This is a genomic window from Pseudomonas sp. WP18 (genome assembly GCF_036689585.1).
In the GTDB taxonomy this organism is placed as follows: Bacteria; Pseudomonadota; Gammaproteobacteria; order Pseudomonadales; family Pseudomonadaceae; genus Aquipseudomonas; species Aquipseudomonas chlororaphis_E.
Genome location: NZ_CP144758.1, coordinates 3636627 through 3651280 on the forward strand (window position 1 = coordinate 3636627; position 14654 = coordinate 3651280).

The 14654-nt window shown below is 65.4% G+C and carries 10 protein-coding genes; 4 read left to right on the forward strand and 6 right to left on the reverse strand.

Translation table 11 applies throughout. The features are described 5' to 3' along the window. Positions 1-153: 153 nt before the first annotated feature. Positions 154-795 carry a DUF1345 domain-containing protein gene (locus tag V5F23_RS15945; protein WP_042729409.1) on the forward strand — a complete coding sequence of 214 codons (642 nt, stop codon included), beginning with the start codon at positions 154-156 and terminating at the stop codon, positions 793-795. Positions 796-857: 62 nt separating this feature from the next. On the opposite strand, the gene V5F23_RS15950 is transcribed toward V5F23_RS15945, so the two are convergent. Continuing rightward, a complete protein-coding gene (locus V5F23_RS15950; protein ID WP_042729408.1) occupies positions 858-2162 on the reverse strand; it encodes an ATP-binding protein in 1305 nt (434 codons plus the stop codon). Positions 2163-2166: 4 nt separating this feature from the next. Then, positions 2167-2868 carry a response regulator transcription factor gene (locus tag V5F23_RS15955; protein WP_042729407.1) on the reverse strand — a complete coding sequence of 234 codons (702 nt, stop codon included), beginning with the start codon at positions 2866-2868 and terminating at the stop codon, positions 2167-2169. A gap of 271 nt (positions 2869-3139) precedes the next feature. On the opposite strand from V5F23_RS15955, the gene V5F23_RS15960 reads away from it, so the two are divergent. Both V5F23_RS15960 and V5F23_RS15965 read left to right on the forward strand, forming a co-directional pair. Then, positions 3140-4297 carry an efflux RND transporter periplasmic adaptor subunit gene (locus V5F23_RS15960; RefSeq protein WP_212802682.1) on the forward strand — a complete coding sequence of 386 codons (1158 nt, stop codon included), beginning with the start codon at positions 3140-3142 and terminating at the stop codon, positions 4295-4297. A 14-nt stretch (positions 4298-4311) separates the two neighbouring features. After that, positions 4312-7410: an efflux RND transporter permease subunit gene (locus V5F23_RS15965; protein ID WP_212802683.1), complete on the forward strand. Its 3099-nt coding sequence runs from the start codon at positions 4312-4314 to the stop codon at positions 7408-7410. Between the two features lie 151 nt (positions 7411-7561). On the opposite strand, the gene V5F23_RS15970 is transcribed toward V5F23_RS15965, so the two are convergent. The 4 genes from V5F23_RS15970 to V5F23_RS15985 form a co-directional block, all read right to left on the reverse strand. Then, on the reverse strand, positions 7562-8749 hold the full coding sequence (locus V5F23_RS15970; RefSeq protein ID WP_212802684.1) for an aminotransferase class I/II-fold pyridoxal phosphate-dependent enzyme: 1188 nt from the start codon (positions 8747-8749) through the stop codon (positions 7562-7564). Between the two features lie 41 nt (positions 8750-8790). Continuing rightward, positions 8791-10416, reverse strand: coding sequence for a methyl-accepting chemotaxis protein (locus tag V5F23_RS15975; RefSeq protein ID WP_042729403.1), 1626 nt, complete (start codon positions 10414-10416; stop codon positions 8791-8793). A gap of 138 nt (positions 10417-10554) precedes the next feature. Then, a complete protein-coding gene (locus tag V5F23_RS15980) occupies positions 10555-11691 on the reverse strand; it encodes a glycerate kinase (protein ID WP_212802685.1) in 1137 nt (378 codons plus the stop codon). 294 nt (positions 11692-11985) lie between these two features. Next, positions 11986-13110, reverse strand: a complete 1125-nt coding sequence (locus V5F23_RS15985) for a sugar diacid recognition domain-containing protein (RefSeq protein WP_212802686.1) — start codon at positions 13108-13110, stop codon at positions 11986-11988. 194 nt (positions 13111-13304) lie between these two features. Between V5F23_RS15985 and V5F23_RS15990 the strand changes: the two genes are divergently transcribed. After that, positions 13305-14615: an MFS transporter gene (locus V5F23_RS15990; protein WP_053143671.1), complete on the forward strand. Its 1311-nt coding sequence runs from the start codon at positions 13305-13307 to the stop codon at positions 14613-14615. Positions 14616-14654: the final 39 nt, after the last annotated feature.

Here is a 14654-nt window from a genome sequence, read left to right on the forward strand (position 1 = left end):
AGATTTGCGACGAAAGACATTCTGCTGCCAGACAAGCGGCGGTCAATCTAAATCTTGCCCCGCCAACAAAGAAATGCGGGCTCGCTCCTACAGGTTGGCTACCTGGGGTCGCCTGAGCATACTAGGCGTCTCTTTTCCGGACAGTGAGCCCCCATGCCCTTCCTCGCCCGTACCCACCCGCGTCTGTCCAGCGCCATGGCCGTCGGCCTGGCAGTGGGCGTCCTGGCGCCTGCGGACAGCCTCATCAGCAAGGTCCTGATCGGCTGGAATGCCGGGGTCTGGACCTACCTGGTGCTGATGTTGTGGCTGACCGTACGCGCCAAGGCCCCCGACGTCAGGCGCATTGCCGAGATCGAAGACGAAAACGCCGGGCTGGTCTTGCTGATGGTTTGCATCGCCGCCTTGGCCAGCCTGGCCACCATCACCGTCGAACTGGCCGGCAGCCGCGACCTGCACGCCGCAGGCAAGCTGCTGCACTACGGCTTCACGGCCATGACGGTGATCGGCTCATGGTTGCTGATCGGCGTGATCTTCAGCGTCCACTATGCGCGGCTCTATTACACCTGGGAGGGCACCGAGCCGGCGCTGCGCTTTGCCGAAGGCCTGACCACGCCCAATTATTGGGATTTCCTGTATTTCTCCTTCACCATCGGGGTCGCGGTGCAGACGTCGGACGTGGGTGTCGCCACCCGCCAGTTGCGCAAGATCGTACTGGCGCAATCACTGATCGGGTTCGTATTCAACACGGCAATCTTGGGGTTTTCGATCAATATCGCGGCGGGGTTGTTCGGCTGAGGCTGAAGGGCCGCTGCGCACCCCAACAGGAGCACGCTCCCTCGCCCAGGGAACCACCTGGATCAGGACGATGGGGCGGGCAACCACAACCTGAACCGAGCCCCGCCCAGCGGTGAAGTCTCGACGGTCAAGGTGCCGCCCTGGGCTTGCAAGGCACGGCGGCTGATGGCCAGGCCTAGGCCGAACCCGCCGGTGGCGCGGTCGCGGCTGCGGTCCAGGCGGTAGAACGGCTCGAACACACGCTCACGCTCGTCATCCGGGATGCCGATGCCGTCATCGTCGACCCAGATCTCACAACCCTGGTCGCCCACCAACACACCGACCTGGATGTGCTTCTCGCAGTAACGCATCGCATTGCGCAGCAGGTTCTGCAAGGCCCTGGCGGTCAGGCGCGGGTCGAGTTCGAAGCGCTCCAGCGCTCCGTGCAGCAACACGTCGATCACCACGTCCGGGGCCGCCAGGTCTTCGTCGACACTGCCCAGGATGCTGTCGATGAATTCGTCCAGCGGCACTTCGACCCGCTCGGGCAAGCGTTCGGGGTTCTGCAGACGGCTGTAGGACAGCAGTTCGAGCACCAGTTCATCCAGCTCGCGAATGTGCGCCACCAACCCTTGCAGGCGCTCGCGACTGGCGGGCGGCAAATCCTCGGACAGCGCCAGGGCCAGGCCGAAGTCGAGCCGGGTCAGTGGCGTGCGCAATTCGTGGGACACCGCGTTGAGCAGGTCGCGCTGCTGGTTGAGCAGCTTCTCGATGTCACCGGCCATAGTGTCGAACACATGGGCCAGGCTGCCGATGTTCGAACTGGAGGCAATCTGCGTACGCTCACCCAAGTGGCCCTTGCCGAAACGCTCGGCGGTGCGCCTGAGGCGCTCCAGGTCACGCCAGTGCGGCCGCAGCCAGAGCAACAGGCACGCGAGCATGGTCGCGCCGATCAGCACGTTGATGCTCCAGTACAGCCAGTTGACGTCGGTCGGATCCGGCGGAACGATCATCTTGACCGCCATGCGCTCACCCAGCGGTGCCACCGCCAGGGTGCGCCAGGCCCAGTCACCGAGGCGCACGATGTTTTCGCCACGGCTGAGCTGCGCCCGCTCGGCTTCGCTGAAGCCCGGGTCATCGAGGCTCGCCAGTTCGATGCGCAGCGGCTCGAAGTCCTTGTCCATCTGCGCCGCCAGCGCCGGCCACTGCTCGCGGGGCACGGCGTGGAACTGTTTGACCATCAGGGTCTGCAAGCCTCGGGAATGGTCGAGGTTGTAGCTCACGAAGCGCTCATGGAACAGGCGGACCACCAGTTCCGGCATCAGGTAGATGGCCGCGCTGTAGGAGACGATGGTGACCAGGTACAGGCGAATCAGCAGTTTCCACATCGGCTCAGCATTCCCACTCGGAACGGCTGAACAGGTAGCCTTTGCCCCAGACGGTCTTGATCTTGCGAGCTTCGCCGGCGTTGTCGTCGAATTTACGCCGCAGCTTGGAAATCGCCACGTCCACCGAGCGGTCGGTGCCGTTGAACTCGATGCCGCGCAGGCGTTGCAGGATCTGGTCGCGGCTCAGCACCTCGCCGGAATGCCGGGCCAGCACCACCAGCAGGTTGTACTCGCCGCTGGACAGCTCCACCGGCTGGCCGCGCCAGGTCACGGTGCGTTCGGACAGGTCGATGCACAGGTTGCCCATCAGAATGCGGTCGTTGGCCGTCTGCGGTTCGGCGAGGCTGCTGCGCCGCAGCAAGGTCCGCACCCGCGCCAGCAAGACCCGCGGCTCGCACGGTTTGGTGACGTAGTCGTCGGCGCCCATTTCCAGGCCCAGGACCTGGTCGTGACTGTCGTCCCGGGCGGTGAGCATCAGGATCGGCAAGGTCGCCGAATCGGCCCGCAGCAGGCGACACACCTGCAAGCCGTCCAGGCCCGGCAGCATCAGGTCGAGGATCACCAGGTCCGGCGGATTGACCCGCGCCCGCTCCCGCACGTGGTCGCCGCGGGCCAGCACGTTGACTTGATAGCCGTTGCGTTCCAGGTAACTGGCGATCAGCTCGGACAACGCGCAGTCGTCTTCGACCAGGAGGATGTTGGGCATGGGGTGTTCCAGAAAGTGCTGGGGTGCCTGGCAGGCCTTTATCTATCGCGAGCAAGCTCGCTCCCACAGGCGTTCGCATAATCATTGTGGGAGCGAGCTTGCTCGCGATGAGGCCCGGCAAGACACCGATGATCTCAAGTTGCCAAGGATATACGCCCTCGCCCAACCCGACGCAAAACCCTTACACAATTTCACACACCCCCAACAAAGCTTTACCAACGCCCAGGCTCGCCCGCCGTAGCATGGCACCGCTCATTATTGGGGATGCACCATGCCAAAGAATTCTTTCGCCACGCTGGGTCTGCTGCTCGGTGCGCTGTCGTTGAGCGCCTGCGACAGCGCCGCGCCGCCCACGGACGAAGCGCCGCTGCCCACCGTGGCCGTCGAAACCATCGAAGCCCGGCCACTGTCCATCAGCAGCGAATTGAGCGGACGCATTGCCGCGCCACGCACCGCCGAAGTGCGCGCACGGGTGCCCGGCGTGGTGTTGCAGCGGGTGTATCGCGAAGGCAGCGATGTGAAAAAAGGCGATGTGCTGTTTCGCATCGACCCGGCGCCGTTCAAGGCCGACCTGGACAGCGCCGAAGCGGCATTGCGCAAGGCCCAGGCCAACGCCTTCCAGGCACGCCTGCAAGCGCAACGCTACGCGCGCCTGATCGAGGACAACGCCATCAGCGGCCAGGACTACGACAACGCCCGGGCCGCTGATCGCCAGAGCGCCGCCGATGTCGCCGCCAGTAAGGCCGCCGTGGAACGGGCCCGGCTGAACCTCGGTTATGCCACGGTCACCGCGCCCATCGCCGGACGCATCGGCCGGGCGCTGGTAACCGAGGGTGCGCTGGTCGGCCAGAACGAAACCACGCCGCTGGCCCTCATCCAGCAGTTGGACCCGATCCACGCCGACCTCACCCAATCGACCCGCGAGCTCAACGAACTGCGCCGCGCCCTGCGCGCCGGCCAGTTGCAGCAGGTCGAGCCGGGCCAGGCCAAGGCCACGCTGGTTCAGGACGACGGCAGCCTGTACCCGCTGCCGGGCAAACTGTTGTTCGCCGACATCAGCGTCGACCCGGGCACCGGCCAGATCACCCTGCGCAGCGAATTCCCCAACCCCGACCTGGACCTGTTGCCGGGCAGCTTCGTGCGCGTGCGCCTGGAGCAGGCGGTCGATCGCCAGGGCATCAGCGTGCCGCAGCGGGCCATCCTGCGCGACAGCGCCGGCATCGCCCAGGTATTGCTGGTCGATGCCCAGCAGACCGTCAGCCTGCAACCGGTGACGCTGGGCGCCGTGCAGGATGACCGCTGGATCGTCACCCATGGCTTGAAGCCGGGCGACCGCATTGTCGTCGAAGGCCTGCAACACGCACGCCCCGGTGAAAAAGTCCGGGTCGATGACTCCCCTCTTCCACTTGCCCAGGTCCCTGGCCAGTAAGCAGGACGTTTGCCATGCCGCAGTTCTTTATCGACCGCCCGGTGTTCGCCTGGGTGGTGGCGTTGTTCATTCTGCTGGCCGGTGTGCTGGCAATCCCGCAGTTGCCGGTGGCGCAGTACCCCGACGTCGCGCCGCCGCAAATCGAAATCTACGCGGTGTACCCCGGTGCGTCGGCGCAAACCGTGGACCAGAGCGTGGTCAGCCTGATCGAGGAAGAGCTCAACGGCGCCGATCACCTGCTGTACTTCGGTTCCCAGAGCAGCCTGGGCAGCGCCACCATCACCGCGACGTTCCAGCCGGGCACCAACCCGGAGCTGGCCCAGGTCGATGTGCAGAACCGGCTCAAGGCCGTGGAATCACGCCTGCCCCAGGCCGTCACCCAGCAGGGCTTGCAGGTGGACAAGGTGTCGGCCGGTTTCCTGCTGCTGATCACGCTCACCTCCAGCGACGGCAAGCTCGACGATGTGGCGCTCAGCGACTACCTGGCGCGCAACGTGATGAACGAGATCAAGCGCCTGGACGGCGTCGGCAAGGCGCAACTGTACGGCGCCGAGCGGGCGATGCGGATCTGGATCGACCCGCAGAAACTGCTCGCCTTCAACCTGACGCCGGCCGACGTCAATGCCGCCATCGTGGCGCAGAACGCCCAGGTGTCGGCGGGCAGCATCGGCGACCTGCCGGCACGCACCACCCAGGAGATGACCGCGACGGTACTGGTCAAGGGGCAGTTGTCGACGCCCGAAGAGTTCGCCGACATCGTACTCAAGGCCAACCCCGACGGCTCCACCGTGCGCATTGGCGATGTGGCGCGGGTGGAAGTCGGCAGCCAGGAATACCAGTTTTCCACGCGGCTCAATGGCAAGCCTTCCACCGCCGTTGGCGTACAACTGTCGCCGGGGGCCAATGCCCTCAACACCGCGACGCTGGTGCGCACGAAGATGGATGAGCTGTCGCGCTACTTCCCCGCGGGCGTCGAGTACAAGATCCCCTACGACACCTCGCCGTTCGTCAAGGTCTCGATCACCAAGGTGGTGTACACCCTGGGCGAGGCCATGCTGCTGGTGTTCGCCGTGATGTTCCTGTTCCTGCAGAACATCCGCTACACCCTGATCCCGACGCTGGTGGTGCCCGTGGCGCTGATGGGCACGTTCGCGACCATGCTCGCCCTGGGTTTTTCCATCAACGTGTTGACCATGTTCGGTATGGTCCTGGCGATCGGCATCCTGGTGGACGACGCCATCGTCGTGGTGGAGAACGTCGAGCGGATCATGGCCAGCGAAGGGCTGTCGCCCAAGGAAGCGACGCGCAAGGCGATGCGGCAGATCACCGGCGCGATCATCGGCATCACCCTGGTGCTGGTGGCGGTGTTCATTCCCATGGCGTTCATGCCCGGATCGGTGGGCGTGATCTACCGGCAATTCTCGCTGTCCATGGCGACCTCGATCCTGTTCTCGGCGTTCCTGGCCCTGAGCCTCACGCCGGCGCTGTGCGCGACCTTGCTCAAGCCCATCGACCAGGGCGAGCATCACGCCAAGGGCGGTTTCTTCGGCTGGTTCAATCGCCGCTTCGACCAATTGGGCGATCGCTACCAGGGCTGGGTCGCCTACGCACTCAAGCGCACCGGCCGCTACCTGCTGATCTACGGGGTGCTGCTGGTGGGCATGGGCCTGCTGTTCACGCGCCTGCCCTCCTCGTTCCTGCCGGTGGAGGACCAGGGCTACACCATCACCGACATCCAGTTGCCGCCCGGCGCGAGCAAGAACCGCACGGTGCAGGTGGTGGAGCAGATCGAAGCTCACAACGCCGGCGAGCCGGGCGTGAGCGACAGCACGGTGATCCTCGGTTTCAGTTTTTCCGGCAGCGGGCAGAATGCGGCCCTGGCGTTCACCACCCTGAAGGACTGGTCGCAGCGGGCACGCGACGATTCGGCCAGCTCGATTGCCGACCGAGCCAACCAGGCGTTCGGCGCGATCAAGGACGCTATGGCCTTTGCGGTGCTGCCGCCACCAGTGGATGGCCTGGGCACCTCCAGTGGCTTCGAGTTCCGCCTGCAGGATCGCGGCGGCCTTGGCCACGCCACGCTGATGCAGGCCCGCGACGAATTGCTCGCCGCGGCCGGAAAAAGCCCGGTGTTGATGAACGTGCGTGAAAGCGCCCTGGCCGAAGCGCCGCAGGTCCAACTGGAGGTCGACCGCAAGCAGGCCAATGCCCTGGGCGTTTCCTTCGCCGACGTGGGTAACGTGCTGTCCACGGCGGTGGGCTCGGCCTACGTCAATGACTTCCCCAACCAGGGGCGGATGCAGCGGGTGGTGGTCCAGGCACAAGGCGACCAGCGCGGCCAGGTGGCCGACCTGCTGAAGATCCATGTGCGCAACAACGCCGGGAAGATGGTGCCGCTGTCGGCGTTCGTCCAGGCCAGATGGACCCAGGGCCCGACACAATTGACCCGCTACAACGGCTACCCGGCCATCAGCATTTCCGGCGAACCGGCGCCCGGCCACAGCACCGGCGAAGCCATGGCCGAGATCGAGCGGCTGGTGGCCCAGGGGCCGGCCGGCCTGGGGCAGGAATGGACCGGGCTGTCCCTGCAGGAACGCTTGTCCGGCAGCCAGGCGCCGCTGTTGCTCGGGCTGTCGTTGCTGGTGGTGTTCCTGTGCCTGGCGGCGCTGTACGAGAGTTGGTCGATCCCGACGTCGGTGCTGCTGGTGGTGCCACTGGGGGTGCTCGGCGCGGTGCTCGCGGTGTCGATGCGCGGCCTGCCCAACGATGTGTTCTTCAAGGTCGGGCTGGTGACCATCATCGGGTTGTCGGCGAAGAATGCGATCCTGATCATCGAGTTCGCCAAGAGCCTGTACGACCAGGGCCATGATCTGATCGACGCCACGCTCCAGGCGGCGCGCCTGCGCCTGCGACCGATCATCATGACCTCCCTGGCCTTCATCCTCGGCGTCGTGCCTCTGGCCATCGCCACCGGCGCCAGTTCGGCGAGCCAGCAGGCCATCGGGACCGGGGTGATCGGCGGGATGATCACCGCGACCCTGGCGGTGGTGTTTGTCCCGGTGTTCTTTGTCGGGGTGATGAATCTGGTGCGCAAGCGTCCTGACAGCCACTGATCGGCCGGGGGGGCGGCTTGCCTGGGATGGCGAGGCTGGATGGGCGGCCGCCTTCGCGAGCAAGCTCGCTCTCACAAAGGGCCCCTCGGACACTTGGGAAACCTGTGGGAGCGAGCTTGCTCGCGAAAGCGGTCGCGACGCACGGCGAGTCTCAGGCCCGCCGTGCTAGCAGCAGCCCCGCCGCACAGGCCGCGATGCGCTCGCAGGCCTGGGCCAGTTTCAGCCGGTCGACCACCAGCCCGATGCGGATATGCCCCGCCGCGCTCGGGCCGAAGGCCTCGCCGGCGAGCACCGAGACGCCATAGCCGTCCAGCAGGTGTTCGGCAAAGCCTTGGGCGTCGAGACCGGTCTGGCGGATGTCGACCATGACGAACATGCCGCCATCGGGTCGCACCGGCTTGAGGCCCGGACAGTTGCCAAGCATGGCGCACACCAGGTCGCGGCGCTGGCGATACTCTTCGCGCATGTGCGCCACTTCAGGCAAATCTTCTTCGAGGGCCACCTGGGCCGCCCGCTGCACGAAATCCGGCAGGCCGAAGAGCATGCACAACGACAGGTTCGCCAAGTGTTCGGCCAGGGGCTCGGGCCCAAGTACCCAGCCAATGCGCCAACCGGTCATGGCATGGGATTTGGACAGGCTGTTGATGGTCGCCGTGCGTTCGGCCATGCCTGGCAGACTGGCCGGGCTGATGTGCTCACCTTCGTACAACAGGTCGCTGTAGACCTCGTCACTGATCAGCCACAGGTCATGCTCGATGCACAACTGCGCCAGTCCTCGCCAGGTCGCGAGCGGCAGGCTGGCGCCTGATGGGTTGTTGGGGCTGTTGAGCAGCATCGCCCGGGTCCGCCCGGTGATCAGGCCGGCCACATCGGCCGGTTCGACCCTGAACCCGTTCTCCGGACGCACTGGCACCGGCACCACTGTCGCCCCGCAGGCACCGAACACCGCCTCGTAGGTGACATACATCGGCTCGGCGACGATCACCTCGTCGCCCGGGTCGAGCAGGCACTGCGCGACTGCATACACCGCGCACTGCGCACCGGGCAACACGGTGACATGCCCGGCGTCGACCGGCTGGCCGCAGCGCCGCTGGTGACGCCGGGCAATGCGGCTGCGCAAGGTGTACAGGCCACGGATGTCCGAGTAATGCGTATCCCCGGCCCGCAGGCTGCCCACCGCGGCATCGACGATGGCGCGCGGTGTGTCGAAATCCGGATCGCCCACCGACAACAGCAGCACGTCCATGCCCTGTTCGCGCATGGCCAGCGCCCGATCGTGAATGTGCCAGGCGGCGGCGCCATCGCCGGTGATGCGTTGGGTCAAGGCTGAAAAGCGCATGCATATCTCCTGATTGCGCGGTGTCCAGCCTCAACCCTATCTCAAATCACAAACCGCGCCACCATCGCGTTCAACGTCACCGCCAGGCGCGACAGTTCGTGGGACGCGTCGCTGGTCTGTTTCGCACCGCTGGCCGACTGGGTGGCGAGGTCGCGAATGTTGACCAGGTTGCGGTCCACTTCGCGGGACACCTGGGCCTGTTCCTCCGAAGCGCTGGCGATGACCAGGTTGCGCTCGTTGATCTGGTGGATCGATTGGGTGATCTGTTCCAGGGCCACGCCGGCGGCGCGGGCCATTTCCAGGGTGCTCTGGGTACGCTGGTTGCTTTGCTGCATCGACTGCACGGCCTCACCGGTGCCGTTCTGGATACCGGCGACCATTTTCTCGATTTCCTGGGTTGATTGCGCAGTGCGGTGGGCCAAGGCCCGGACCTCGTCGGCCACCACCGCGAAACCGCGTCCGGCCTCCCCGGCGCGGGCGGCTTCGATGGCGGCGTTGAGGGCCAGCAGGTTGGTCTGTTCGGCGATGGCGCGGATCACGTCCAGGACCTTGCCGATATCGCGCCCCTGCACCGCCAGGCCTTCGATCATCGCCGCGGTGCTTTGCACGTCGTGGGTCATGGTCTGGATCGCCTCGACGGTTTCCACCACCCGCGAGCGACCTTCCCGGGCCGCCTGGGTCGATTGGTTCGACGCCTCGGACGTGGACACCGCATTACGCGCGACCTCTTCCACTGCGGTGGTCATTTCGTTGACCGCCGTGGCGGCCTGTTCGATTTCATTGTGTTGCTGTTGCAGGCCACGGGAAGATTCCTGGGTCACCGCGCTCAACTCTTCGGCGGCGGCGCCCAACTGGGTGGCGGAGCCGGCGATCTGCTCGATGGTCTTGCGCAGGCTGGCTTGCATGTCGGCCAGGGCCTTGAGCAACCGAGCGGGTTCGTCCTTGCCGTCGTCCGTGATCACCTGCACCAGGTTCCCGCCAGCAATGACTCGCGCCGCCTCCAGCGCTCGGTTGAGCGGCAACACAATGCTGCGAGTCAACGCCAGCGCGAGCAGCACGGTGGCCAACGCAGCGACGAGCGACACGATGATGATGCCCGCCAGCGCGTTGTCAAAGTGCGCGCCCGCCTCGGCCGACGCCTCTACAGAGCCGGACACGTTGATCGCGATAAGCTTGTTGAGCTGCTCGCCCATCAGGTCGGTGCCTTCCTTGATTCGGCTATTGATCAGGGCGCGCAGCTCATCGACCTTGTTCTGTCGCGACAGGTCGAGCATCTCTTTCTGGGCTTGCAGGTAGTTGCCAAGGGTCACGGAAAAAGTCTTGTATAGCTCTTTTTCCTCGGCTTCGGCTGGCAACGCCGCGTAACTGGTGTCGGCCTTGTGCAGTTTCTCCACCAGCACACCGATGCGGGTTTCGGCCTCTGCCAGGCTGGCCGGCTCGCGGTTGACCAGGATGCGGAACGACAGGATGCGCATGCGCAGCACGTTCTCCAGCACGTTGGCCAGGTACGCGACGCTGGGCACCTGGTTTTGCTCCATGTCCACCGAGGCCTGGCGGATCACCGACATGCGATTGGCAGCGAATAAGCCCAGGCCAATGACAAGCAGAGCAATGAAAGCGAAGCCAAGGAAGGCTCGGGGCGCGATGTTCAGGCTACGAAGGGACATGTAAAGACCTCGGGGCAATGGGGTCGAGCATCCATGCCAGTCAGTGTAGGGTGGGGTGCTGATGGGTACGCTTAACCCCTTTATCGGCTGGGCTGTAGGCTTTTTACAGGGGGATGTAAAAAAATATTTCAGGAGCACTTATCGGCTGGCGACCTGCCACAGCCGGGCAATATCCCGGGCCCGCTCGCCCAGCAGGCGCGCCGCATCGGCACAGGCCTCTTGCAGCGTCATCGGGCCGCTGGCCAGGGCGAAGGCGGCATCGACACCGTGCTCATACAGCGCCGGGTAGCCCTCCCCCAACGTACCGGCGATAACCAGCACCGGCACGCCGTGCTGGCGGGCGATGCGGGCCACGCCGAAGGGCGTCTTGCCGCGCAGGGTCTGCGCGTCGAAACGGCCTTCGCCAGTGATCACCAAGTCAGCGCCCTGTACCGCAGCGGCCAGCCCCACCAGTTGGGCGACCACCTCCACGCCCGTGCGAAACCGCGCGCCGAGGAACGCCTTGGCGGCGAACCCGAGGCCGCCGGCGGCACCGCTGCCCGGTTCGTCGCGCACATCCTTGTGCAGGGCCTGGGCACAGTGTTCGGCGAAGTGTCCCAGGGCTGCGTCCAGCCACCGCACTTGCTGGGCGGAAGCACCTTTTTGCGGGCCGAAAATGGCGGAAGCCCCCTGGGGGCCGCACAGTGGGTTGTCGACGTCGGCGGCAATCTCGAAATCGACCTGGGCCAGGCGCGGGTCCAGTCCGCTGAGGTCGATGCGCGACAGGTTCTTCAGGGCCAGGCCGCCCGGAGCAAGCACCTGGCCGTGTTCATCCAGCAACGCCACGCCCAGGGCTTGCATCGCACCGGCACCGCCGTCATTGGTGGCACTGCCGCCGATGGCCAGGATCACCCGCCCGGCCCCTTCATCCAGGGCGGCGCGAATCAGTTCGCCAGTGCCATAGGTGCTGCTGGAGCAGGCATCGCGCTGCCCCGGCGCGACCAATTGCAGGCCGCTGGCCTCGGCCATTTCGATGATCGCGGTGCGGCTCTCGGGCAACCAGCCCCAGCTTGCCTCGACCGCGCTACCCAACGGCCCTCGAACCCGGTTGCGACGCCATTGTCCGTTGCACGCCGCCAGCACCGACGCCACCGTCCCCTCCCCGCCATCGGCCATCGGACACTTGATCAACTGTGCAGCCGGCCAGACCTGGGCCAGCCCGGCGGCGATGGCGTCGGCGACGCCCTGGGCACTGAGGCTGTCCTTGAACGAGTCGGGGGCGATGACTATTTTCATATTATTCTCCGGTTCCGATGCCCAGCATGCTGCCAGCTGACCGCAACCGTGACGCCGGTCTGCCGCACAAAAGACAGGGGGGATTATTGTTCAATTTTACAAAGGGTGGGGTTGGTAGGGGGATGGTTGTTGGATGGAAGGGCCTCTTCGCGGGCAAGCCCGCTCCCACAGTTAATCAGCGTGAATACCGAATCCATGTACACCACAAATCATTTGTGGGAGCGGGCTTGCCCGCGAAGATGGCGGCACAGGCGACATAATTTCCCCAGTACAACCACCCTCGCGAGCACAGGGTTACAGCGGTGGGCTTTCGGTCTGCGGCAACAACTGCACCCCCAGGTACAACGCCAACATGCCATCCAGCCGCAACGGATCGACCCCACTGAGCTCGGCGATGCGTTCCATGCGGTAGCGCAAGCTGTTGCGGTGGATCCCCAGGGCCTCGGCGCAAGCCTGGCTCTGGCCGTCGTGTTCGCACCAGCTGCGCAAGGTCGTGAGCAACTGGCCGTTGCTGTCCTTGGCGATCACCTTGCGCAGCGGTGCCAGCAATTCGTCGAGGGCATCGTCGCTGCGATGACGCCAGAGCATCACCGGCAGGCGATAACGGGCAAGGCTCAGCAGCCGCAATTGCGGCAACACATCGCGACCGTAGGCCAGCAGGTCCGCGACCCGACGGTAGCACCGACGCAGTCCCGCCAGCCCTTCGGCCTGGCCACCCACCGCCACTCGCAAGATGCACCAGCCCAGCCCGTCGAGCTTGCCCAGCAGCCGCTCGTTTTCCACCGACGCGGTGACCGGCCGGCACCAGAGCAACGAGGACTTGGACGAGGTCAGGCACCAACTGTCCGGGTAGCGTGACATCAACCAGGCGCTCAACGTCTCGACGCTCTGCCCTGGCCCATGCTCCGGGCCCAGCTCGAACAGATACGGCACCCGTGACAGTTGCGGCTTGAGGCCCATCTGGCGGGCTTCGTCCAACAACCGCGGCGAATCCCCGGCGTCCCCCAGCAGCAAAGCCAGCAAGTCGTCACACCGTTGCCGGCGCCATTGCTGCTCGGCCTGCTGGTTGCGCTGGCCCACCAGCATCTCGGCGGTCATGCGTACCAGTTCGGCGTAGGTGCGCAACTGCTCGGGCTCGCCGGTGATGCCCAGCACGCCGATCAGGCGCTGATCGAGCATCAGCGGCAGGTTGATGCCTGGCTGCACGCCCTTGAGGTGCCTCGCCGTGTGCGCGTCGATTTCCACCACCCGGCCATTGGCCAGGACCAATTGCGCGCCCTCGTGGCGGGTATTGACGCGCCCGGGCTCACCGCTGCCGAGGATCAGGCCCTGGTTGTCCATGACATTGACGTTGTATGGCAGGATCGCCATCGCCCGGTCGACGATGTCCTGCGCCAGGTCATGATCCAGTTCGAACATGGGACGGTGTTCCTTGCAAGCGGCGTGGGTGAAGGTTTGGAGCGCAGGGCGCCAGGGCGATTGGTCAGGCGCACAGGGTCCTGCTCCAAACCCTGTGCTCAGGCACAAAGACACGGCCCCCGGGCTGGCCGAGACTCAAGGGCAGTCAACGTTACCCCTTGGCTCGTACAAATCATAATAAAGAGAGACCCGCCATGTCCCAGAGCGCAACGGCCCTCCTGGCTACGCACGACGAGAAAAACAGCGTCTACAAGCGCATCACCCTGCGCTTGATCCCCTTCATTTTCATCTGCTACCTGTTCAACTACCTCGACCGGGTCAACGTTGGCTTCGCCAAGTTGCAGATGCTCGATGCGCTGAAGTTCAGCGAAACCGTCTACGGCCTCGGTGCCGGGATCTTCTTCATCGGCTACGTCCTGTGCGGCGTACCCAGCAACCTGGCCCTGAGCAAGTTCGGCCCCCGGCGCTGGATCGCGCTGATGATGATCACCTGGGGCACGTTGTCGACCTGCCTGCTGTTCGTCACCACGCCCACCGGCTTCTACACCTTGCGGCTGTTCACCGGCGCGGCCGAAGCCGGGTTCTTCCCGGGTGTGGTGCTATACCTCTCGCAGTGGTTCCCGACCTTCCGACGCGGCCGGATCATGGCGTTGTTCATGTCCGCCATTCCGGTGTCGGGCCTGTTGGGCAGCCCGTTTTCCGGCTGGATCCTCAACCACTTCGCCGCCGGCCAAGGCGGCCTGGCCGGCTGGCAGTGGATGTTCCTGCTGCAAGGCATCCCGACGGTGATCCTCGGTGCGCTGGCGTTCTTTTTGCTCAGCGACACCTTCGCCAACGCCAAGTGGCTGACCGACCAGGAGCGCGCCGTGCTCACCGCCGACCATGCCCAGGACCTGGCGAACAAACCGAACACCAGCAGCGACTCCCTGCTGGCCGTGTTCAAGAACCCGGCGATCTGGGCCTTTGGCCTGGTGTACTTCTGCATCCAGAGCGGTGTGTATGCGATCAACTTCTGGCTGCCGTCGATCATCAAGAGCCTGGGTTTCAGCGATAACCTGGTGATCGGCTGGTTGAGCGCGATCCCCTATCTGCTGGCGGCGGTGTTCATGCTGCTGGTGGGCCGCTCGGCGGACCTGCGCAAGGAACGTCGCTGGCACCTGGTGGTGCCGATGCTGATGGGCGCGGCCGGGCTGCTGATCGCCGTCAACTTCGCTACCACGCCGGCCATCGCCATCCTCGGCCTGTCCATCGCCACCATGGGCGCCCTCACCGGCCTGCCGATGTTCTGGCCGGTGCCTACCGCCCTGCTCAGCGCCGGCGCGGCGGCGGGCGGCCTGGCGCTGATCAACTCCATGGGCCAGATGGCCGGTTTCCTGAGCCCTTACCTGGTGGGTTGGGTCAAGGATGCCACCGGCTCCACCGATGCCGCGCTGTACGTGTTGGCCGGGGTGATCGTGGCCGGCAGCCTGCTGGCGTTGCGCATGACGCGTACGCTCAGGGCCTGAGCATTGCCTCTGTGGGAGCCGGCTTGCTCGCGAAAGCAG